We start from the raw sequence: 22298 nt of genomic DNA, 5'->3' as shown, positions 1-22298 counted from the left end.
TGGAGTTACCCAAGAAATGTCGATCAAGGTATCGCGCCGCAACTTCCTCAAACTCAGTACGGCGGGGGTCGCCACCTCGAGCATGGCCATGCTCGGCTTCGCCCCGGAACCGGCACTGGCGTCCATCCGCTACTACAAGCTCGCTGCCGCCAAGGTGACGCGCAACACCTGCACCTACTGCTCGGTGGGTTGCGGCATGCTGCTCTACAGCCGCGGCGATGGCGGCATCAACACCGTCAGCGACATCTACCACGTCGAAGGCGATCCGGATCATCCAGTCAGTCGCGGTTCCCTCTGCCCCAAGGGCGCCGGGGTGCTGGACTTCATCAAGAGCGAATCGCGCCTCTCCCACCCCGAGGTGCGCGAGCCGGGCAGCAACGAGTGGAAGCGCATCAGCTGGAACGAGGCGCTGGACCGCATCGCCCGCTACATGAAGGAGGACAGGGACAAGAACTTCGTCACCTATGACGCCGATGGCCATCTGGTCAATCACTGGATCACCACCGGCTTCCTGGCGGCCTCGGCCTGTTCCAACGAGACCGCGTACCTCACCCAGAAGGTGATCCGCAGCCTCGGCATGCTGGCGATCGACAACCAGGCGCGCGTGTGACACGGACCGACGGTGGCAGGTCTTGCCCCTTCGTTCGGCCGCGGTGCCATGACCAATCACTGGGTCGATATCCGCAATGCCAATCTCATCCTGTCCATGGGCGGCAACTCGGCCGAGGCGCACCCGGTGGGCTTTCGCTGGATGGTGGAGGCCAAGGAAAAGAACAACGCCAAGCTGATCACCATCGATCCGCGCTTCACCCGGACCTCGGCGGTGGCGGACTACCACGCCTATATCCGCACCGGGACCGACATCGTCTACCTGGGCGGGCTGATCAACTTCCTGCTCACCACGGACCAGATCCAGCATGAGTACGTAAGGGCCTACACCGACGTCGCCCTCATCGTGAAGGAAGACTTCGGCTTCCACGACGGCCTCTTCTCCGGCTTCGGCGAAGACAAGCGTCGCGCCTACGAGAAATCCAGCTGGAGCTACGAATTCGACGAGCGCGGCATGGTGAAGGAGGACCCGACCCTGCAGCACCCGCGCTGCGTCTACCAGCTGATGAAGGCGCACTACAGCCGCTACACCATCGAGCTGGTGGAGCGCGTCTGCGGCATGCCGCGTGAGCAGATCCAGACCACCTGGGACATGATCGCCGAGACGGCGCGCCCTGAGCGCACCATGAGCATCCTCTACGCCCTGGGCTGGACCCAGCACTCCGTCGGCGCCCAGATCATCCGTACCGCCTCCATGGTGCAGCTGCTGCTGGGCAACATCGGCATGCTCGGCGGTGGGGTCAACGCCCTGCGCGGCCACTCCAACATCCAGGGGCTGACCGACCTGGGCCTGCTCTCCAACCAGCTGCCGGGCTATCTCTACCTGGCCTCCCACGAGGAACAGGAATACCGCGACTACATCAAGCGGCGGGCCAAGCAGCCCCTGCGCGAGGGCGAGGTCTCCTACTGGAAGTACTACGAGCGCTTCCACGTCAGCCTGATGAAGGCCTGGTTTTCCGAGGCGGCGACCAAGGACAACGACTGGTGCTACGACTGGCTGCCCAAGCTCAGCGAGCCGCTCTACGACGTCCTGCACACCTTCGAGCGCATGCACCACGGCGAGATCACCGGCTATTTCTGCCAGGGCTTCAATCCGCTGGCCTCCTTCCCGGACAAGAACAAGGTCAGCCAGGCGCTGAGCAAGCTCAAGTACCTGGTGGTGATGGATCCGCTGGCCATCGAGACCGCCGAGTTCTGGCAGAACCACGGCGAACTCAACGACGTGGACCCGAGCCAGATCCAGACCGAGGTGTTCCGCCTGCCCACCACCTGCTTCGCCGAGGAGAACGGCGCCATCGTCAACAGCTCGCGCTGGCTGCAGTGGCACTGGCGCGCCGCGCCGCCGCCGGGCGAGTCGCGACCGGACGTGGCCATCCTCGCCGGGCTGTTCCATCGCCTGCAGCAGATGTATCGCGACGAGGGCGGCGCCTTTCCCGATCCCATCCTCAATCTCACCTGGCCCTACAGCAATCCGGAGGAGCCCAATCCCGAGGACATCGCCCAGGAATACAACGGTCGCGCCCTGGCCGACCTGCCCGGGCCGAACGGGACCATTTCCCACAAGCGCGGCGAACTGCTCGACGACTTCGGCTTCCTCGCCGACGACGGCAGCACCACCTGCGGCTGCTGGATCTATTCGGGCTCCTACAACCGCCAGGGCAACAATATGGATCGGCGCGACAACGCCGATCCCTACAACATCGGCATGACCCTGGGCTGGGCCTGGTCCTGGCCGCTCAATCGCCGCATCCTCTACAACCGCGCCGGCGCCCGGCCGGATGGCACCTCCTGGGCGCCGGAGAAGCGGCTGATCTGGTGGAACGGCGAACGCTGGGCCGGCGCCGACATCCCCGACTTCCCCTGGACCTCGCCACCCTCGGCCAAGGCCGGGCCCTTCATCCTCAACCAGGAGGGCGTCGCGCATTTCTTTGGCGGCAGCCTGCTGGCCGAGGGGCCCTTCCCGGAGCACTACGAGCCCTTCGAGTCGCCGCTGGACCACAACCCGCTGCACCCGGACAACCCGCGCGCCAGGAACAACCCGGCGGCGCGGATCTTCCCGGGCGATCGGGCGCGGCTGGGTACCCGCGAGGAATTCCCCTATGCGGCCACCACCTACCGCCTGACCGAGCACTTCCACTTCTGGACCACCCATGCGCGGCTCAACGCCATCGCCCAGCCGGAGAAGTTCGTCGAGATCAGCGAGGACCTGGCGACCGAGCTCGGCATCAAGGCCGGCGACTGGGTCAAGGTCAGCTCCAAGCGCGGCTACATCAAGGCGGTGGCGGTGGTGACCAAGCGCATGCACGGGCTGCAGGTGGAGGGGCGCACCGTGCACCACATCGGCATCCCCATCCATTGGGGCTTCAAGGGCGTCACCCGCCCCGGATTCCTCACCAACACCCTGACCCCCTACGTGGGCGACGCCAATACCCAGACACCGGAATTCAAGTCGTTCCTGGTGAACGTGGAAAAGGTCTGAGGGAGGTTCTATGAGAGGCGATCAAGTCAACTTCCAGAACATCGTCGCACGCTCGGCCACCTCCGAGGAGTCGCCCCACACCCGCATCGGCGGGGTGGAGGCGGTGGCCAAGCTGATCGACGTGTCGCGCTGCATCGGCTGCAAGGCCTGCCAGGTGGCCTGTTCGGAATGGAACGACCTGCGCGACGAGGTCGGGCATTGCAACGGTACCTACAACAATCCGCCGGACCTCACCCCGGAGACCTTCCAGGTGATGAGATTCGACGAATACGTCAACGAGAAGGGCAACCTGGAGTGGCTGATCCGCAAGGACAACTGCATGCACTGCGCCGAGCCGGGCTGCCTCAAGGCCTGCCCGGCGCCGGGGGCCATCGTGCAGTACGCCAACGGCATCGTCGACTTCAATTCCGAGCACTGTATCGGCTGCGGCTATTGCGTCTCGGGCTGCCCCTTCGACGTGCCGCGCATCTCCAAGAAGGACCAGAAGGCCTACAAGTGCACCCTCTGCTCCGACCGCGTCTACCACGGCCTGGAGCCGGCCTGCGTCAAGTCCTGCCCGACCGGAGCGATCATGTTCGGTACCAAGGAGGACATGACCGAACATGCCCAGATGCGCGTCGGCCAGCTGCATGACCGTGGCTTTCCCGGCGCCGGCCTCTACGATCCGGCCGGGGTGGGCGGCACCCATGTGATGTACGTGCTGCAGCATGCCGACAAGCCGGAGCTCTATACCCACCTGCCGGCCGATCCGCAGATCAGCCCCATGGTCAGCCTGTGGAAGGGCGTGACCAAGCCGATCATGTCGGCGCTGCTGGGCGTCACCGCCATCGCCGGCATCGCCCACTACCTGACCAAGGGACCCAAGGAAGAACCCGAGGAATCCCCGGACGAGGCAGAGCGCCACGCCGCGCGCGAGGAGGATCGGCCATGACCACGCCGTCGGACAACAAGCGCGGCATCCTGCGTTACACCACCTTCAGCCGGCTGAACCACTGGTTCATCGCCTTCACCTTCGTCTGCCTGACCCTGAGCGGCCTGGCCTTCTTCCACCCGTTCTTCTTCGACCTCACGGCGCTGTTCGGCGGGCCGACCATGACGCGCATCCTGCACCCCTTCATCGGGGTGGCCATGAGCCTGGGCTTCGTGGTCATGGCGGTGCGCTTCTTCAAGGTCAACCTGTTCAAGCGCCACGACGTCGCCTGGGTGCGGCGCATCGGCGACGTCCTCGCCAACCGCGACGAGCTGGCGCCGCCCATCGGCGCCAACAACCCGGGGCAGAAGCTGGTGTACTGGGTGATGCTGCTGTCGGTGCCGGCGCTGTTGCTCAGCGGCTTCTTCATCTGGCGCCCGTATTTCGCCGACATCCTGCCGCGTGGCTGGCTGCGCTTTTCCAGCCTGGTGCACGCCTATGTCGCCTTCGTCGCCATCGTCACCCTGATCATCCACGTCTATTCGGCGATCTGGGTGAAGGGCTCCTTCCGCGCCATGACCCAGGGCCGCGTCAGCCGTGCCTGGGCCAAGCACCATCACAGGCTGTGGTACGACGAGATCGTCGAGCAGGAACGCCGCGAAGGCGGCGAGCGGGGCGAACGCCCCCTGGATGAACACCGCATGCCCGACAAGGGGACCCCCTGATGCATCAGTACGGCACCTCGCCCACCGGCATCCTCAATCCGCCACCGGTGGTCCTGCCCGATCGCCAGCTGTTCGCCCGGCGCGCCCGCCGCCTGCGCGAACTGGCCGAGCGCAGCCCCGAGCTGGGCGACTTCCTCGGCTTCATGGCCCTGCTGGTCCAGGCCCAGGAGGCGGTCCTGCAGGACCGCCAGCCCAGCTGGCAACCGGCGCCGGATGCCTTCAGCCTGGCCCTGGAGCACGGCATGCCGCCGCTGCAGGGGCAGGCTCTGCTGCGGGATCTGGACTGGCAGGGCGATCTGCAGGCGCTGCTGGCCAACCTGGAACTGCGCATCGCCGCGCGTCAGCGGCCAGTGCTCGAACAGCTGGCCGCCTTGCCGGTGACCGAGCGTCAACGGCTCGCCGAGCAGTTGCTCGCTCAGGAGCCCGGCGCCCCAGAGGTCCGGGGGCTGCTGCCGCTGGTGGGCGCTGCCCTGCAGGTGGCCTGGGTGCGCCTGGCCCTGGGCCTGCCGCAACCGCCCCAGCGCCATGGCGACGCCAGCCGGGTGCTGTGCCCGACCTGCGCGGCGCCGCCGCTGGCCAGCATCGTCCACGCCGACCGTGATCGCGACAACGTGCGCTACCTGCATTGCAGCCTCTGCGCCACCGAGTGGCACCTGGAGCGCAGCAAGTGCAGCTGCTGCAACACCAGCGCCCAGGTGCGCTATCTGGCCCTGGAAGACGCCGCTGGCAAGACGCCCCTGGCCGCCCAGGCCGAGACCTGCGACAGCTGCGACAGCTACCTCAAACTGGTCAGCAAGAGCTTCAACCTCGGCGCCGAGCCCCTGGCCGACGACCTCGCCAGCCTGCCGCTGGACTTCGCGCTGGCCGAAGAAGGGCGCTATGCCCGCAGCGGCTTCAATCCGCTGTTCATCGCCGGGGAATAAGGCGCCAGCGCCGCGTCACGTCTCCGCATGAAGGGCCTGGGTCAGCGCCAGGCCCGCCAGGCGCGCGCTGGCCAGCAACCGCTCCAGGCTCTGCCCATGCCGCGCGCTGGCGGAGAGCCCGGCCATGGTGGTGATGACGAAGTCGGCCAGCTCCTGCGCACGCTGCGGCTGGCGACCGGCGATATGAGTGCGGATAAGCGCCTGGGCCGTCTGGTGGTGTCGGTCGGCTGCCGCACGGGCCTGGGGATCGTCGGAATGGGTGCCCTCCAGCACCAGGCAGCCGGTCGAGCTGGGGTCGGCTACATAGCTGCGCGCTGCCTCTTCCAGCACTCGGGTGAGCGCTACCGCCAGGGACTGTTCGCCGTCCAGGATCTCGTGCAGCAGCACGGCGCCTGTCGAGATGTAGCGTTCGAGCACCCGCTGGTACAGCTCCAGCTTGCTGCCGAAGGCCGCATAGAAGCTCGGCGGCCTGATGCCGAGCGCCTGGGTCAGGTCGGCGACGCTCACCCCGTCATAGCCCTTTTCATGGAACAGGCGCTGGGCCTGGACGATGGCCTCGTCCGGATCGAAGCGGCGGGGCCGCCCACGGGTTGCGGTTTTATTTGTAGTGCTCATTACAAAAATACTTTGACAGCGGACGGGAGAAGATTATTGTAGCACTCACTACATTAATCAGGAGGCTGACTCATGAGCAATTTCGCAGGCAAAAAGGTCTTGGTGCTGGGCGGCAGTCGCGGCATAGGCGCGGCCATCGTGCGGCGCTTCGCCACCGATGGCGCCCGGGTGACCTTCACCTATGCCAGTTCCAGGGACGCCGCCCAGGCCCTGGCGGCGGAAACCGGTAGCACCGCCGAGCTGACCGACAGCGCCGACCGCGACGCGGTGATCGCCCGGGTGCGCGCCTGTGGTCCGCTGGACGTGCTGGTGGTGAATTCCGGCGTGGCGCTGTTCGGCGATGCCCTGGAACAGGACCCGGACGCCGTCGATCGCCTGTTCAGCATCAATGTGCAGGCGCCCTATCACGCGGCCGTGGAAGCCGCGCGGCAGATGCCGGCGGGTGGGCGGATCCTCGTCATCGGCTCGGTGAATGGCGATCGCATGCCACTGCCCGGCCTGGCCGCCTATGCCATGAGCAAGTCGGCCCTGCAGGGTCTCGCCCGCGGTCTGGCGCGGGACTTCGGGCCGCGCGGCATCACCGTCAACGTGGTGCAGCCGGGTCCCATCGATACCGAGATGAATCCGGCCGATGGCCCCATGAAGGAGCTGATGCACAGCTTCCTGGCGATCAAGCGCCACGGCAGCGCCGACGAGGTGGCCGGCATGGTCGCCTGGCTGGCCGGCCCCGAGGCCGGCTTCGTCACCGGCGCCATGCACACCATCGACGGCGCCTTCGGCGCCTGATCGAGTGCGTACCCCTATCGTCCAGGGCCCAGGCGATAGGGGCGACGGCCGGCTATCCGGCAGGCCAGCCTAGTGCGCCGGTCCCAATAGCTCCTCGGCGATATCCAGCAACGCCCGCAGCCTGTCCATGTGGCGCAGGTCCTGGTGATAGCCCACCCAGATATCCCGTGATGGAGGACTGCCGAAGCGCTCGATGAGCTGCAGTCCGGCGGTCGCATCGCCGAGCGGGCGGGGCAGGACGGCCACCCCCAGGCCACGCCGGCACATCTGCGCCTGAACGGTTCGACTGGTACTGGTGAAGGCCCGTGGCGAGTCCGGTAGCCGCTCGAGCAGCCAGGCGACATCGGGAAAATGCGATTGCGCGCTGTTCATGAGGATCAGCCCGACCGCAGCCGTATCCTCCTGCACCGCTAGCGCCGTCTCTGCGGAGCCATAGAGGCCGTAGGGCATCCTCAGGAAACGGCGCTGCACGATATCCGGTTCGCTGAAGGGCACCAGGCGAAAGGCCACGTCCGCATCGCGTCGGGAGAGATCCAGCAGTCGATAACTGGCAATGACCTCGGGTACCACGGCAGGGTGCCGCCGGGTCAGGTCGGCCAGGACCGGCGCCAGCACATAGCCGGCGAACCAGTCCGCCGAAGAGATGCGCAGGATTCCCTCCAGGCGCTGGTGATTACCTGCCAGGCGCCGCTCCATCGCCAGGGCCGAGGCTTCCATGGACTCGGCCAGGGCGAATACGGCATCTCCCGAATTCGTCAGGATCAGGCCCTCGCGGGTGCGCCGTAGCAGCGCCTGTCCGGCTTCATCCTCGAGCGTTTTGATCCGTCGACCTACCGTTGGGTGGCTGATTCCCAAGGCTCGCGCGGCCGAGCCATAGGAACCGCCCCGGGCGACTGCCAGAAAGATCCGTACATCGCTCCATTCCATGGCGTACCTGCGTACAAAAATGAACATTCAATATGCAGGAAAGGCAGTCCCCAAACAATATCGTAGGGATGACCATAACAGCTCACATCGACGTAGATCCGTTGGCTTCAGCCAGGCATGTACGAACTGGCGCTGTGCAGGTGAGCAGATATGAGCAGATTGCTAGATAGGGTTGCGATTGTAACGGGTGCCTCCAAAGGCATCGGTGCGGGTATTGCCCGGCGACTGGCGGCGGACGGCGCCAAGGTCGTCATCAGCTATGCGTCCGGCAAGGACGGGGCGGATGCCATCCTGGCGGACATCGAGACCGCAGGGGGTACGGCCATCGCGCTACGCGCCGACGTCCGCCAGCGGGCCGATATGGAGGCCTTGGTAGAGGCGGCCCGCGAACACTTCGGGCGCCTGGATATCCTGGTGAACAATGCCGGCGTCTATCGATTCGCCAGGATCGAGGACACCACGGCAGACCTGTATCGGCTGCAATTCGACATCAATGTGCTCGGGCCCTTGCAGCTGATAAGCGCCGCCAGCCCCTACCTGGGCGCCGGCAGCAGCATCATCAACGTCAGCTCGAATGTCACCAGCGTCCTGCCGGCGGAAAGCGCCGTCTACAGCGGCACCAAGGGTGCGCTCGATGCGATCACGGGTGTGCTCGCCCGCGAGCTGGGCCCTCGTGGTATCCGCGTGAATGCCGTCAATCCTGGCCTCATCGACACCGAGGGCACCCAGGCCGCCGGCGCCCTCGGCGCGGAATTCCAGGCCTGGAACGAGGCCCGCACCCCACTCGGCCGTATCGGCCAGGTAGGGGATATCGCCCCCATCGTCGCCTTCCTGGCGTCCGACGATGCCCGCTGGGTGACCGGCGAAACTCTCTTCGGCTCCGGCGGCATGCGCTAGACCAGGCGGTGGCCCTTGCCGCGCCGACAGCGGTCGGCCGCTTGCCAACCGCTCGCGGGCACGCTCCTGCCAGCTGTGGCCGCGCTTTTCGAGAAATCGCTGCATCAACCCGCCGCGCGCCGGCAACGCGCGCGCGGATCAGGATGCAGCCCGATTAAAGGTAAAAGTCATGAGCTCATCCCTTCCCATGGCCCAGCCCGATAGCCGTCGCTGGTTCGCGCTGGGCGTGCTGCTGGTGGGTACGCTACTGCCACCGCTCGACTTCTTCATCGTCAATGTGGCGCTGCCGGTGATCCGTCGCGACTTCGCTACCTCGTCGGATCTGGCCCAGCTGGTGGTATCCGTCTATGCGACGGCCTATGCGGTCACCCTGATCCTGGGCGGTCGCCTGGGTGACATGTTCGGCCGCAAGCGTGTCTATCTGGGCGGCATGCTCGGCTTCGGTTTCGCCTCCGCGCTATGCGGGTTCGCGCCAACGCCAGCTGTGCTGATCGCTGGGCGGCTGCTGCAGGGGGTGGCGGCGGCCATCATGGCGCCGCAGTCCATGGCCCTGATCCATGCGACCTTTCCGGCAGAAGAGAAGAATCGGGCGCTCGGCCTGTACGGCGCGACCTTCGGACTCGCCGCTGTGCTGGGCCAGGTCCTGAGCGGGGTGCTGATCGAGGCCAATCCCTTCGGACTGGGCTGGCGCAGCATCTTCCTCATCAATCTTCCCGTCATTCTCTGCGCCCTGCCGGCCGCGCTGGTCGCGCTGCGCGAGAGCCGGGCCCCGCAACCGGGCCGGCTGGATGTCATGGGTGCCGGCCTGCTCGCGGCGGGGCTGTTGGCGCTGGTGGTGCCCCTGGTCGAGGGGCCACGCCTGCACTGGCCCTGGTGGTCGCTCCCCCTGCTCGTCGTCAGTGGCGGATTGCTGATCACCTTCTGGCGCTACGAACAACGCAAGGAGGCGGCCGGCGAGACGCCCCTGGTGCTGCCTTCCCTGCTTGCCGCCCCCCGGCTGAGACGCAGCCTCCTGGCGACCTTCCTGTTCTATGCCCTGGCGCCTTTCTTTCTCGTTTTCGCCGTCTACCAGCAGGCCGGTCTGGGGCATGGAGCCCTGGCCGCGGGGTGGGCGATCCTGCCGCTGGGGATCGGCTTCCTCCTCGGGCCCCTCTGCAGTCCGCATCTTGCCCAGCGGCTGGGGGCACGCACCGCCGCCTCCGGCATGGCCCTGGAGGTCATGGGCCTGCTGTTGGCGGCCGCGCTGGCAGGCCTGCCCTCCTGGCTGCCGGTGCCGCTGCTGTTGATCGGCCTGGGGCAGGGCATAGCGCTTCCGGCCCTGGTGAGGGTGAACGCGGACCAGGTGGCACCGAGCCTGGCCGGACTCGCCGCCGGCTTGACGAATGCCACCCTGCAGATCAGCGCCGCCCTGGCGGTGGCGCTCATCGGCGGCCTGTTTTTCGCCCTCGCCCCCGATGGTGCTGGCGGAAGAGCGGTGCAGGTCGCCTTTTCCGCTGCCGCCCTGACGATGGGCGGGGCCTTGGCGCGAGCGGCCGTTTTGAGCTGGCCGAGCGCTCCGGCGACCGCCACGCGAGGGGCCTGCGATGCAGACTGAACAGCGCCTTTCACCGCGCGAGGAGAACAGCATGAGAAAGACCTGGCTTATTACCGGTTGCTCAAGCGGTCTTGGCGGCCATATTGCGGCCATGGCCGCCGCGCGTGGCGACAGAGTCGTCGCAACGGCTCGCGATCCCGCCCTGTTGCAACCCCTGGTTCGGCAATTCCCGGAGAACCTGAGGGCCGTGCAGCTGGACGTCACCAAGCCCGCCTCGGTGGCTGCCGCGATTGCCTATGCCGAGCGGGAATTCGGCGGTCTCGATGTCTTGGTCAACAACGCCGGGATAGGCTTCATCGGTGCCGTGGAGGAGGCCGAGCCCAGCGAATACCGGCCGGTATTCGAGGTGAATGTATTCGGTCTGATCGAAACGACCCGCCTGGCATTGCCTGCCCTGCGGCGACGCGGCGGCGGCCGCATCGTCAACCTCTCATCCGGGGCAGGGCTCTCGGGAGGACCGGGTTCCGGCTACTACAGCGCGAGCAAATTTGCTGTCGAGGGATTTTCCGAGTCGCTGGCCAAGGAAGTGGAACCCTTCGGAATCCGCGTGACCATCGTCGAGCCCGGGCCGTTTCGCACCGATTTTCTCGGGCGCTCCATCGCCATGGCGAACCGGGTGATCCCGGCCTATGCCGACACGGCGGGGCGACGACGTGCCTACCGGGACAGCAACGATGGCAAACAGGCCGGCGATCCGCGCAAGGCTGCCACGGTGATAGTGCAGGCCGTCATGGCGACCGAGCCACCCTTGCATCTGCCGCTCGGACCGGTCGCCTACGACATCGCGGAGCGCAAGTCGCAGGCGCTGCACGCTGATATGGCGACCTGGCGCGACATCGCCCTGCCTACCGACTTCGACTGATAGATCCAGGCGGGGCTGCGTGGCCCCCGACCCTTCCACGCACCGCGCGGATCATCTCGATCCCCCCGTTGCCCGACCCGCCTGGGCGGCATGCTCATCGCCGGGGGCCGGGGCCGTTTCGCCCGGTGAGTGGCTGCTTTTCTCGGCAAGCCTTTTTGCCGTTCCCTGGATGAACACCGCTGGAGTACTCCATGAGTCATGCCTTAGGCGCTTCGACCGGCAGCCCCTGGCTGCAACGCTACTATTTGCTCAGGGCGGCGGTTGCGCTGCTGTGGATCGCGCTGGCCCTCGCCCTTGGCCACGCGACGGCTTGGGCGGGGCCGCTCCTGCTCGTCCTCTACCCTGCGTGGGATGCCCTGGCGAACGTCCTCGATGCCCGCCAGAGCGGCGGACTGCGGCACAACGCTGGGCAGCGGCTCAACGCCGTCGTCAGTCTGGGCGTCGCGGTGGCGATAGGGCTGGCACTGACGTCTGGCGTGGGCGCCGCGATCGGGGTGTTCGGGGTCTGGGCCATGGCCGCTGGGCTTTTCCAGCTGGCGGTGGCGGTACGACGCTGGCGGACGTCCGCTGGTCAGTGGGCGATGATCCTGAGTGGCGCTCAATCCGCCCTGGCGGGTGGATTCTTTGTGAAGCAGGCAGCTGACGGTGTCCCGCTGGATGTTTCCAGCGTGACGCCTTATGTGGCCTTCGGTGCCTGCTACTTCGGGGTCTCGGCGGCTTGGCTCGCGGTAGCGAGATCGCGGCGGAGCGCGTCCGGCAAGCGAGCCTGATGCGGAGTCGACGCCGGCCCCAACAGTATCGAAGGACTCAGCCGTAGCGCTTGAACGCCTCGATGGCCAGGCCGTTGCCGATGTTGCCGAAGCGATCGCCGTCCACCAGGCGGGCGCCGGGGAAGCGCCTGGCGAGGGCCTGGCGCAGCGCCGGGATGCCGCTGGAGCCGCCGGTGAAGAACAGGCTGTCGACCCGCGCCGGATCCAGGTCGGCGCGGGCCAGCAGGTCGTCCACGCCACGGCTCAGGCGTTCCAGTTGCAGGGCGATGGCGGCGTCGAACAGCGGCCGTTCCAGATCCGCGGCCAGGCCGGTCTCGATGCGATCCAGGCGCAGGGTGCGGCGCCAGTCGTCGGTCAGGGCGATCTTGGCGTCTTCCACCTGGATCGCCAGCCAGTGGCCGGCGCGCTGTTCGATCAGCTTGAACAGGCGATCCATGCAGCGGGTGTCCTGGGCGTCGTATCTCATGTCGCGCAGGGCCAGCACGCTCTTCTTGGCGTAGACGGCGTTGATGGTGTGCCAGGTCGCCAGGTTGATGTAGTGGCTGGTGGGCATGGTGGCGCCGCTCTTCATGGCGCTGCCGTAGCCCAGCAGCGGCATGACCCCTTCCAGACTCAGCTGGCGGTCGAAGTCGGTACCGCCGACGTGCACGCCGCCGGTGGCGAGGATGTCGCCGGCGCGATCGGCCAGGGCACGGCGCTCCGGTGCCAGGCGCACCAGGGAGAAGTCCGAGGTACCGCCGCCGATGTCGACGATCAGCACCAGTTCCTCGCGTTCGATGCTGCGCTCGTAGTCGAAGGCGGCGGCGAGGGGTTCGAACTGGAAGGAGATGTCGCTGAAGCCCACCTGGCGCGCCACGGCGGCCAGGGTGTCCTCGGCTTCCTGGTCGGCGACCGGATCGTCATCGACGAAGTGCACCGGACGGCCCATCACCACGGCGTCGAAGGGGCGATCGGCCTGCTGTTCGGCGCGCTGCTTGAGTGTGCCGAGAAACAGGCCGAGCACCTCGGTGAAGGGCAGGGCACTGCCGAGGATGCTGGTCTCGCCCTTGAGCAGGTTGGAGCCGAGCAGACTCTTGAGCGAGCGCAGCAGACGCCCCTCGTAGCCTTCCAGGTATTCGTGCAGCGCCTGGCGGCCATAGGCCGGACGGCGCTCCTCGGCGTTGAAGAAGATCACCGAGGGCAGGGTGGCCTTGCCCTCTTCGAGGGGCAGCAGGACCTCGCCCGAGGGCCTGAACCAGCCGGCGGTGGAGTTGGAGGTACCGAAGTCGAGGCCCAGGGCGCGGGCGGGTAGAGCAGCAGACATGTCAGGATCCGTAACGCGAGCAGCCGCGCAGTTTAGCCGAGACGCGCCTGCAGGCGAACCCTGGCCGGATGCCAGCAGGGTGGGCCCGCGCGTCTGCGGGACCGAAGCGGGTGCGAGCGAGTGGCGGCGTCAGCCCCGGCGCGAGCGGTCGCGCGGCTCGTCCAGGGTGCAGACGTCATCCTGGCACCGCCGACTGCCCTCGGGATGGGGCAGCCAGGTCAGACCCGGGCGCAGCTTGAGGAACAGGCGATAGCCCAGTTCCAGCAGGGGCCGCAATGGCCGCCAGGCCAGCGGTCGCGCCCAGTGGCCGAGGCCGGCGGTGCGCCAGCTCCAGTAGGTGGCGTCCAGACCCTTGAACCAGCGGCCGTCGGCATCCCGGGCGTGCAGCAGATCGAGCATGGCCTGGCGCGGTGGCGCATCGACCGGCGCCTGGGTCGGGTAGTCCGGCGCGGCCAGGTCCACCAGCTGCAGTTGGCCGGGGTCGGCATGGCGCCGCAGCCAGGCGATCTCGCGGGCGCACAGCGGGCAGGCGCCGTCGTGAAAGAGGGTCAGGGGCAGGCGGGGTGCGTGCATCGTGAACTTCCCAGGGGTCTTGCCTATCTGGACCGGCAGACGGGGCTGCCGTTGCGCTTTCCGCCGAACGGTAAGCGCAACGGCGCCTCGTGGCGAGTCGGAATCAGAGACGCCGGATCACGGCATTGAAAAAATCTGCGAGCGAGGTCGGTATGGATCTGGGAATCAAGGGGCGCGTCGCCCTCATCACGGGTGCCAGCGGTGGCATGGGTCTGGCCACGGCGAAGCTGCTGGCCGAGGAGGGCGTCAAGCTGGTGCTCTCCGACCTGGAGCAGGGCAAGCTGGAAGAGGCGGCCAAGGGCCTGCCGGGCGATACGCTGCTGATCGCCGCCGACATGACCGACCAGGCCGCGGTGGACCGGCTGGTGGAACAGGGTGAATCCCGTTTCGGCCAGATCGACATCGTGGTGCACACCGCCGGCGTCACCGGCGCCAAGGGCGATCCCCTGGAACTAGCCGATGCCGACTACGAGGAAGCCTGGGCCACCGACTTCTTTTCCGCCGTGCGCGTCGGTCGCGCCGCCATTCCGCGCATGCGCAAGCGCGGCTGGGGTCGCTTCGTCTGCATCACCTCGGAAAACGCCGTCCAGCCCTATTGGGAAGAGGCCGTCTACAACGTGGCCAAGGCGGCCCTGGCCGCCTTCATCAAGAACCTGTCGTACAAGGAAGCGGCCCACGGCGTGCTGTGCAACACCGTGTCCCCCGCCTTCATTGAGACCGGCATGACCGACGGCATGATGGAAAAGCGCGCCGAGGAAAAGGGCGTCTCCTTCGAAGAAGCCATCGAAAGCTTTCTCGACGAAGAACGGCCCGGCATCGTGCAGAAGCGCCGCGGCAAGGTGGAAGAGGTGGCCGCGGCCATCGCCCTGCTGGTGTCCGAGCGTGCTTCCTTCATCAATGGCAGCAACCTGCGCGTGGATGGGGGCTCGGTCCAGGCGGTGCAGAACTAAGGTTAAAAAGTGCCTGCGCTCGGTGATGCTGCGTTAAAAACCAGCTCGGAATGCTCATTTACTATTTGTAAACTCCGCTTCCTCGCTGGTTTTTGCCTTGCCTGACCTTCGCTCGGCGACCTTTTAGCAAATCCTTATCGAGGCTGGCGGGGCGGCTCCTCGGCCGTCCCGTTTTCCTGCTGGCGGCGCACGGCTTCTTCCAGGGGAATGAATTCCACCTGGCGATCCTTGACCACTGGCGGCAGGGTGATGCCCATGGAGACATAGATGCTGGTGAACATGTCGATGCCCATGTCCGCCGGCTTCACCCAGTCCACCGGGACATAGAGCAGGCCGCCCCCCACGGGGACCGGCGCCGAAGGCACCAGCACGGCGTGATAGTGACGACCCTCGATGTCGATCACCGCCGGATTGGGCAGCAGTGCCAGCACCGCCACGCCCTGACCCCCGAAGAAGCACCACACCGGACTCATGGCGCGGATGTCCGCCCCGCCTTCCTTGCGATCGAGCAACTCGACGAAGCGCTCGGCCAGGCCATACAGCTTGCCCACCACCGGAATGCGGCGAAAGGTCATGTCGGCGAACCAGCCAAGCGGCCGACGCAGGCCCAGCTTGACCGCCAGCCCCAGCGGATAGAGCAGCACCAGCAGCAGCAGGGTGCCGAGGCCATAGGCCGCCATGGAATTGCCGACGAAGGGATGACCGACCGCCACGAACAACCGGCCCAGGGTGGTGTTGGGGCCGATCAGGCCATTGAGGAAACTGACGATCCAGCCGATCAGCGCCAGGGTCAGCACCAGTGGCAGGAGCAGCAGCAGGCCGGCCAGCCAGGTGGAGACGATGCTTTCGATACCGCGGCGAACGAAGGGCATGCAAGAACTCGACGGCTAAAGCGCCATTCTATACGGGCCAGGCGCGCTCAGCGTCGGCCTGGACCGACTTTCTCAGTGCGCCGCCGTTATAGCCAGCGGCGATAGAAGGCGGCTTCCTGTTCCAGGGCATCCGCCTGGTTGGCCGCTCGGCGAAAGCCATGGCCTTCGTCGGGATAGCGCCTGACCACCACCGGTATGCCACGCACCTCAAGGGCCGCGGCCATGGCGTCGGTCTGGGCGGGGACCACCACGGCGTCCTTGAGGCCCTGCAGAAAGATCACCGGTGCCTGGATGCCCTCGGCATGCAGCAGCGGCGTCCGTGCCTCGTAGCGCGCGCGATCGGCCTCGGGATCGCCGATCAGCCAGTCCAGGTAGTCGGCCTCGAACTTGTGGGTGACCTTGGCCAGCGCCAGGGGATCGCTGACGCCATAGAGGCTGGCGCCGGCGCGAAAGACGTCGTGGAAGGCCAGGGCGCAGAGCACCGTGTAGCCGCCGGCGCTGCCGCCACGGATAAAGGCTCGCGTCGGATCCACCAGGCCCTGGGCGCCCAAGTGGTCGACCACCGCGCAGGCGTCCTCGACGTCCACCACGCCCCAGCGCAGGTGCAGCGCCTGGCGGTAGGCCCGGCCATGGCCGCTGCTGCCGCGATAGTTGAGATCGGCCACGGCGAAGCCCTGGCGCACCCAGAACTGGATGCGCGCATCGAACACCGGATAGGTGCAGGAGGTGGGACCGCCGTGGATGCTGACCAGCAGCGGCGGCGGACCCTCGCCGTGCCGCTCCGGCAGATAGAGAAAGCCCTGGGCCTGGCCGTCGCCACTGGGATAGCTCAGCGGCTGGGGGGCGACGATGGCGCTGTCGCCCAGGGGCGCGACGCCGCCGGTGACGATCTCCACCGCGCCGCTCCGGCGATCGATGGCCAGCACCGCCGAGGGGCGCGTGGGCGCCGCGGCGATGCAGTAGCAATGGCTGTCGTCCAGGGCCAGGCCCCGGAAACGGCTGAAGTCCGCGGCCAGGCGGCGGGTCTCGCCCGCTGCCCGGCGCTCGCCGAGCACGCCGAAGCCGTCTTCCTGCCAGGTCGCCAGCCAGCCTTCCGCCGTCGGCAACCAGCTGGCGCCGCCCAGTTGCCAGGGCGCGGCGGCATGATCCGCCGCAGGCGCCTCCTGGGGCGCGAAGCCCGCCGCGGACTCGCACCAGGGCTGCCACCAGCCCTGGCGATCGCTCAGCGCCCAGAGCCGCTGCTCGCTATCGAACAGCGGCTGTTGCAGCGACTCCTCGGGATCGGCCGACACCACGGTGGGCGCACCGGGACATCCCTCGGCGTCCAGCGTCGCCGTCAGCAGCCGGGTGCGGGTCCAGGGCTGGTGGGGCCTGTCCCACTCGATCCAGGCCAGGCGGCTCCCGTCGGCGCTGGTGCGCGGTGCGGCATAGAAATCCGCACCCTCGGCCAGCACCTGGCGTGCGCCACCGGCACTCAAGGCGACCAGGCGATGGCGCGGCGGCTGCTCGCGGCGATCCTCCTCGACCGCCAGCACCTGCTGCCGGACACCATCCCAGTGCAGATCGCCGTAGCGCCAGGCCTCGCCTCCGGCCAGCCATTCGGGCGCGCCGCCGTCACGCGGCTGGCGATAGACCGCCTGGTCGGCTTCATTGACGAACAGCGGTCCCTGATCGCCCAGGCAGAGGGCGCCGCCGCCGTATTCGTAGACCTTGCTGCGCAGGCTGAACCCCGCCGGCGTGAGGCAGCGCGGCGCGGCGCCGGCCTCGCGGACCCAGAGGCGGGTGGCGCCATCGGTGGGATCGTACTGGCTCCAGTAGAGGCCGCTGGCATCGACCTTGAGCTCGGCGAAGTCGATTCCGGCGGCAACGGCCTGGGCCGGCGTGAGCGGGGTAGGGGCGGTCATGGCGACTCCAGAGATAGGCACAGCCGTTTAGCCTAGCAGCTGGATGGCGAGGGCTGGGTGAGGGAGGCCACGCCGTTGGGCTTCGCTGCGCTCAACCCAACCTACGAGGCGCGCGCCGCTGCTTTTCCCCCTCTCCCCTTGGGAGAGGGCTGGGGTGAGGGGCTGCGGCGCTTTTCCCCCTCTCCCTTTGGGAGAGGGTTGGGGTGAGGGGCAAGCCCGTTCGACGCCCGTGCTAAAACAACCCCAGCTGCTCTCCCGGCGGGGCGAACTGGCTGCAGTCCAGGCCTTCGCCCTCGCGACGCTCCAGGCCGAAGCGGCGGCGTGCCAGGCGAAAGCGCTGGGCCAGCAGCTCGGCGAACTGGCCTTCGCCCTTCATGCGGATGCCGAAGCGACTGTCGTAATTCTTCCCGCCGCGCGACTGCCGGATCAGGCTCATCACATGGGCGGCACGCTCGGGGAAGTGCGTCTGCAGCCATTCCTCGAACAGCTCGACGATCTCCAGCGGCAGTCGCAACAGCGTATAGCCGGCCGAGCGGGCGCCGTGGTCGCGGGCCGCCTCCAGCAGGGCTTCCAGTTCATGGTCGTTGATCATGGGAATCATCGGCGCCAGCAGGGCGCTCACCGGCACCCCGTGCTCGTGCAGGGTGCGCATGGCGCGCAGCCGGGCCTGGGGCGCAGCGGTGCGGGGTTCGAGGATGCGCTTGAGGTCATCATCCAGCGTGGTGAGGCTGAAGGCCACCCGCACCAGGTTGCGCTCGGCCAGCTGCACCAGCAGATCCAGGTCGCGCAGGATCAGTGCGCTCTTGGTGATGAGGGTCACCGGATGGCGATAGCGCAGCAGGATCTCCAGCGCCTGACGCGTCAGCTGGTATTGCCGCTCGATGGGCTGGTAGCCATCGGTGTTGATGCCCAGGGCGATGGGTTGCGGCTGGTAGCCCGGCTTGCTCAGCTCCGCCTCCAGCCGCTCCGCCAGATTGGTCTTGGCGATCAGCTGGGTCTCGAAATCGATGCCGGGCGAGAGGTCCCAGTAGGCGTGGGAGGGGCGGGCGAAGCAATAGATGCAGCCATGCTCGCAGCCGCGATAGGGATTCACCGAGCGATCGAAGCCGACGTCCGGCGACTGGTTGCGGCTGATCACCGTCTTGGCCGTTTCCTGGCGGACGGCGGTGGTGAAGGTCAGTGGGGTGGCTTCCTCGTACCAGCCATCGTGCTCGGCCTCGCTGCGGGTCGCGGCAAAGCGATTGTGCGGATTGCTGGCGGTGCCACGACCCCGTGGCGGGCGCTGGGGCTGGGTCATGTCGAGGCCTCTTGGCTGTATCTTTGTACAGTATAAGGCCTGGGCGATCCGGGCAAGCGACAGCGGTCGGCTGGGCGGGCGGAACGGCCACCCGCCCAGCCGCGAACCGGCGCCCTACAGCACCGAGATCGGGTAGTTGAGGATGATGCGGTTCTCGTCGAAGGAGCCGCTGGCGCTGTAGTCGCGTCTCATGCTGGAGTTGCGCCAGCGGATCAGCAGTTTCTTCAGCGGGCCGCTCTGCACCTCGTATTGCACCTCGGATTCCCGACCCCATTCCTTGCCGTCGGTGATATTGCCGGTGTGCACGTTGTCGCCACTCAAGTAGCGATTCATCAGGGTCAGGCCCGGCACGCCGAAGGCGGCGAAGTTGTGGTCGTAGCGCACCTGCCAGGAGCGTTCCCGGGCATTGTCGTAGCTGGAGTTGTAGCTGTCGTTGGCCAGGGTGCCGCCGCTGGTGCCGTTGACCCTCATCCAGGCGCTGTCGCCACTGACGCGCTGCAGGCCGACATAGAAGGTGCCGCCGCCTTGCTTGGCCGAGAGCAGCGCATAGGCGGTGCGGTTGTCCAGGGCACCGGCGCGGGCCGAACCGTCGTCGTCGCCGATGAAGTAGCCGAGGTTGGCGCCCAGGGTCCAGCTGCCCAGCGGCTGGTAGTGGATCAGGTTGATGAACTTCTGGTGGTAGATGTCTTCGAGCTGGGCGTACCAGAGGCCGATCTGGGTACGCTTCTCGTTGAACCTGTATTCGCCACCGACGAAGTTGAAGCGGTCGGAGGTGGCATTGGCGCGGCCCTGCATGAACATGTCTTCCATGCTGGCGTCGTTGCGCGGACTGTTCTGCCGCATCTGGCCGCCCCAGAGTTCCAGGTTCTGGATCTCGGTGGAGTGGATCTGCGCGCCCTGGAAGGTCTGCGGCAGCGAGCGGCCGTCGTCGGACCTGAGGATCGGCAGCACGGCGAACCACTCGCCGACCTTGATATCGGTCTTGGAGACCTTGGCCTTGGCGGCCACCGCCAGGCGCCCGAAATCCTTGGCCGGCTCGTTGCCGGCATGGGTCGGCAGCAGCTGGGTGCCATAGGTGCCGGCACCGCCGTCGAGCTTGATCGAGTAGAGGCCGAGGGCGTCGACGCCGAAGCCCACCGGCCCCTGGGTGTAGCCGGAGGTCAGGCCGAAGATGAAGCTCTGGGTCCATTCCTCGGCCTTGTTCTGCGCGGTGTACGCCGGATCGACGAAGTTGCGATTGAAGTAGAAGTTGCGCAGGTTGAGATTGGCCTTGGTGCCTTCGATGAAGCCGTCCGCGGCCCACAGCGGCGTGGTGCTGGCGAGGGCGGCGAAGGCGGCGCAGGCACGGGCGAGCCGGCCGGAAGCGAGTCGAGTGCTCATGGTGTTCCTTGTTCTTGTAGGTAAGGGGTGCCCTGCCGGCGCGGGGGCGGCATCTGACGAGGGCGGGTCGGGCGGTGAGGCGAGGGACGGCTAGGAGGGTGCAGGCGACATGGGGGATTCCTTTCTTATTTGAATTATCGGAAAGCAGCGACCGAGGCGTTCGGCTGGGTAGTTATATGACAACGTATGTCTTGCGGCAAGGCTACCAAGGTAGCAGGGCGGAGCCCTCGCCAGGCGAGGGCTCGCGAGGGGTCAGACGCTGGCCTTGAGGCTGTCCTGGCGGGCCGTGTCGTAGGAGTGCTTGTCCATCTGCAGGGCGCCTGGCTTGCCCAGGTCGCTCATGGGCACCCGGTAGGTCTCCGGCGACAGGTAGGCCGCCAGGGCCGACAGGCAGGTCACGCCGAAGGCCAGGCCGCCGACCACCAGCCAGATGTTCTCGGTGCCAGGCGGGGCGACCAGGGTGAACAGCGCCGGCAGCATGGCGGTGAGCATGGTGCCGATGTTCTGGGCGATGGCCATGGCCGAGACGCGGTAGCGGGTCTGGAACTGCTCCGGGTAGAAGCTCGGGAAGACCGCGTTGTAGCCCTGGTAGACCACGCCCCACATCAGCAGCGACATGATGAAGGCCAGCGGCAGGTTGTGGATGCTGATGGCATAGAGGTAACCGAAGGCCAGCAGACCCGAACCCAGGGCGCCGCCGATCATGGTCGGCCGGCGGCCGATGCGATCGGAGAGGTTGCCGACGAAGGGGATCACCAGCACGGCGACGATGTTGCCCACCACCGGTATCCACAGGTAGACGCTCTTGTCGAAGCCGATGCCGTAGGCCGGCTGCACCGCATAGGCGGCGCCAAAGATGGTGGCCACCACCGGGATGACGTTCATCAGCGCCATCAGCGCGACCAGGATCATGGCCTTCCAGCTGGTGCTCAGGGCTTCGCCGATGGGCGAGCGCCGGGCCACGCTGGCGGTCTCGGTCTTGGCTTCTTCCTTGACGAAGGCGGGCGTCTCATGGACCTCGCGACGGATGATGAAGCCGGCCAGCAGGACGAAGGCGCTGAGCAGGAAGGGGATGCGCCAGCCCCAGCTGTTGAAGGCGTCGGCGGGCATGAAGTAGGCCAGCGGCAGGAAGATCGCCGCGGCCATCACCTGGCCGGCCTGGACGCCCTGCAGGGTAAAGCTCGCATAGTAGCCACGCCGGCCGAAGGGGGCGTGTTCGAGCACCATGGAGCTGGCCCCGGAGATCTCGCCGGCCACGGCGAACCCCTGGATCAGGCGCAGCACCACCAGCAGGATGGGCGCGAGGATACCGATCTGGTGGTAGGTGGGCAGCAGGCCCACGGCCATGGTGGCGATGCCCATGAGGAACATGCACAGCAGCAGGACGTTCTTGCGACCGCGGGTATCGCCCCAGTGACCGAGCACGAAGGCACCGACCGGACGGGCCAGATAGCCCACGCCATAGGTGGCGAGGGAGGCGACGATGGCCATCTTGGGATCGCTGGAGGGGAAGAAGATCTGCGGGAAGATCAGCGCCGCCGCCTGGGCGTAGATGAAGAAGTCGTAGTATTCCAGCGCCGAGCCGATCCAGCCGCTGGCAGTGGCTTTCTTGGCTTGGGAGCCGGGGGTGGGGGAGGCGGTATTGGCCATGGTTGTCTCCGGAATTTTATTGTCAGGCCAGGAGGGTTTCAGCGCCGCGCACGAACTCGCTCGGGTCGCGGGAGCCGAAGATGGAAAGGACGGGAGGACCTAGCCTGGCCGTCGCCGACTGCGCGCGGTGGGGCTGCAGACGAGACGGGGGACGCAGGATAATGTGGATAGCTGGGGCATGGACGCACACTCTTGTTTGTCTTGTTATGGTCGACGCGGCGGAAGCGACGAGCGCTGGGCTCTACGATCATAGTGCGAGGCGCTAACGGGAC

19 protein-coding genes are annotated in these 22298 nt (G+C 67.1%); 10 read left to right on the top strand and 9 right to left on the bottom strand.

Annotated elements, in window-relative coordinates; translation table 11 throughout:
- Positions 1-22: 22 nt before the first annotated feature.
- Genes fdnG through fdhE form a run of 4 tightly spaced genes read left to right on the top strand, consistent with a single transcriptional unit; the run spans position 23 to position 5646 of the window.
- On the top strand, positions 23-3088 hold the full coding sequence (fdnG, locus tag OXS31_RS20490; protein WP_267401679.1) for a formate dehydrogenase-N subunit alpha: 3066 nt from the start codon (positions 23-25) through the stop codon (positions 3086-3088).
- A 10-nt stretch (positions 3089-3098) separates the two neighbouring features.
- Positions 3099-4019: a formate dehydrogenase subunit beta gene (fdxH, locus tag OXS31_RS20485; protein WP_007160996.1), complete on the top strand. Its 921-nt coding sequence runs from the start codon at positions 3099-3101 to the stop codon at positions 4017-4019.
- Positions 4016-4723 (top strand): formate dehydrogenase subunit gamma, encoded by a 708-nt coding sequence (locus tag OXS31_RS20480; protein ID WP_007160995.1) that lies wholly within the window; start codon positions 4016-4018, stop codon positions 4721-4723. Before fdxH ends, OXS31_RS20480 begins: the two co-directional genes overlap by 4 nt.
- Positions 4723-5646, top strand: coding sequence for a formate dehydrogenase accessory protein FdhE (gene fdhE / locus OXS31_RS20475; protein WP_267401594.1), 924 nt, complete (start codon positions 4723-4725; stop codon positions 5644-5646). Before OXS31_RS20480 ends, fdhE begins: the two co-directional genes overlap by 1 nt.
- A 15-nt stretch (positions 5647-5661) precedes the next feature.
- Here the strand turns inward: fdhE and OXS31_RS20470 are convergent, their stop codons facing one another.
- Positions 5662-6261, bottom strand: a complete 600-nt coding sequence (locus OXS31_RS20470; protein ID WP_077171484.1) for a TetR/AcrR family transcriptional regulator — start codon at positions 6259-6261, stop codon at positions 5662-5664.
- Between the two features lie 72 nt (positions 6262-6333).
- On the opposite strand from OXS31_RS20470, the gene bdcA reads away from it, so the two are divergent.
- On the top strand, positions 6334-7047 hold the full coding sequence (gene bdcA, locus OXS31_RS20465; protein WP_077171485.1) for an SDR family oxidoreductase: 714 nt from the start codon (positions 6334-6336) through the stop codon (positions 7045-7047).
- A 69-nt stretch (positions 7048-7116) separates the two neighbouring features.
- Here bdcA and OXS31_RS20460 read toward each other — a convergent pair whose 3' ends face one another.
- The gene (locus OXS31_RS20460) at positions 7117-7974 is read right to left on the bottom strand and encodes a LysR family transcriptional regulator (RefSeq protein ID WP_027600971.1); all 858 of its coding nucleotides are present in this window, start codon (positions 7972-7974) and stop codon (positions 7117-7119) included.
- 150 nt (positions 7975-8124) lie between these two features.
- On the opposite strand from OXS31_RS20460, the gene OXS31_RS20455 reads away from it, so the two are divergent.
- The 4 genes from OXS31_RS20455 to OXS31_RS20440 all read left to right on the top strand — a co-directional run bounded on the left by OXS31_RS20455 (position 8125) and on the right by OXS31_RS20440 (position 12097).
- Positions 8125-8871 carry a glucose 1-dehydrogenase gene (locus OXS31_RS20455; protein WP_169854515.1) on the top strand — a complete coding sequence of 249 codons (747 nt, stop codon included), beginning with the start codon at positions 8125-8127 and terminating at the stop codon, positions 8869-8871.
- 169 nt (positions 8872-9040) lie between these two features.
- The gene (locus OXS31_RS20450) at positions 9041-10465 is read left to right on the top strand and encodes an MFS transporter (RefSeq protein ID WP_267401587.1); all 1425 of its coding nucleotides are present in this window, start codon (positions 9041-9043) and stop codon (positions 10463-10465) included.
- A gap of 31 nt (positions 10466-10496) precedes the next feature.
- Positions 10497-11327 (top strand): oxidoreductase, encoded by an 831-nt coding sequence (locus OXS31_RS20445; protein WP_169854516.1) that lies wholly within the window; start codon positions 10497-10499, stop codon positions 11325-11327.
- A gap of 191 nt (positions 11328-11518) precedes the next feature.
- Positions 11519-12097, top strand: a complete 579-nt coding sequence (locus OXS31_RS20440) for a DUF308 domain-containing protein (protein WP_169854517.1) — start codon at positions 11519-11521, stop codon at positions 12095-12097.
- 37 nt (positions 12098-12134) lie between these two features.
- Here the strand turns inward: OXS31_RS20440 and OXS31_RS20435 are convergent, their stop codons facing one another.
- Together OXS31_RS20435 and OXS31_RS20430 are read right to left on the bottom strand one after the other, a co-directional pair.
- Positions 12135-13400: an Hsp70 family protein gene (locus OXS31_RS20435; RefSeq protein WP_074585064.1), complete on the bottom strand. Its 1266-nt coding sequence runs from the start codon at positions 13398-13400 to the stop codon at positions 12135-12137.
- Between the two features lie 129 nt (positions 13401-13529).
- A complete protein-coding gene (locus OXS31_RS20430) occupies positions 13530-13973 on the bottom strand; it encodes a DUF393 domain-containing protein (RefSeq protein WP_144956691.1) in 444 nt (147 codons plus the stop codon).
- A 152-nt stretch (positions 13974-14125) separates the two neighbouring features.
- On the opposite strand from OXS31_RS20430, the gene OXS31_RS20425 reads away from it, so the two are divergent.
- Complete coding sequence (locus tag OXS31_RS20425) at positions 14126-14923, top strand: SDR family oxidoreductase (protein ID WP_027600025.1); 798 nt, start codon at positions 14126-14128, stop codon at positions 14921-14923.
- 134 nt (positions 14924-15057) lie between these two features.
- Here the strand turns inward: OXS31_RS20425 and OXS31_RS20420 are convergent, their stop codons facing one another.
- From OXS31_RS20420 to OXS31_RS20400, 5 genes are all read right to left on the bottom strand, one after another.
- Positions 15058-15795 carry a DUF502 domain-containing protein gene (locus OXS31_RS20420; RefSeq protein ID WP_007160983.1) on the bottom strand — a complete coding sequence of 246 codons (738 nt, stop codon included), beginning with the start codon at positions 15793-15795 and terminating at the stop codon, positions 15058-15060.
- Between the two features lie 86 nt (positions 15796-15881).
- Entirely contained in the window at positions 15882-17699 is a 1818-nt protein-coding gene (locus tag OXS31_RS20415) for a S9 family peptidase (protein WP_267401575.1), read from the bottom strand.
- A 232-nt stretch (positions 17700-17931) separates the two neighbouring features.
- Positions 17932-18996, bottom strand: a complete 1065-nt coding sequence (locus OXS31_RS20410) for a PA0069 family radical SAM protein (protein WP_027600962.1) — start codon at positions 18994-18996, stop codon at positions 17932-17934.
- A 114-nt stretch (positions 18997-19110) separates the two neighbouring features.
- Positions 19111-20376 (bottom strand): OprD family porin, encoded by a 1266-nt coding sequence (locus tag OXS31_RS20405; protein WP_267401571.1) that lies wholly within the window; start codon positions 20374-20376, stop codon positions 19111-19113.
- Positions 20377-20628: 252 nt separating this feature from the next.
- Positions 20629-22026 (bottom strand): MFS transporter, encoded by a 1398-nt coding sequence (locus OXS31_RS20400; RefSeq protein ID WP_144961609.1) that lies wholly within the window; start codon positions 22024-22026, stop codon positions 20629-20631.
- Positions 22027-22298: the final 272 nt, after the last annotated feature.

Origin of the sequence: Pseudomonas sp. GM_Psu_1, assembly GCF_026544185.1 — a bacterium.
GTDB lineage: Bacteria > Pseudomonadota > Gammaproteobacteria > Pseudomonadales > Pseudomonadaceae > Chryseomonas > Chryseomonas oryzihabitans.
Note: the sequence above shows the minus strand (reverse complement) of the source record. Positions and strands in the feature narration are given on the sequence as shown.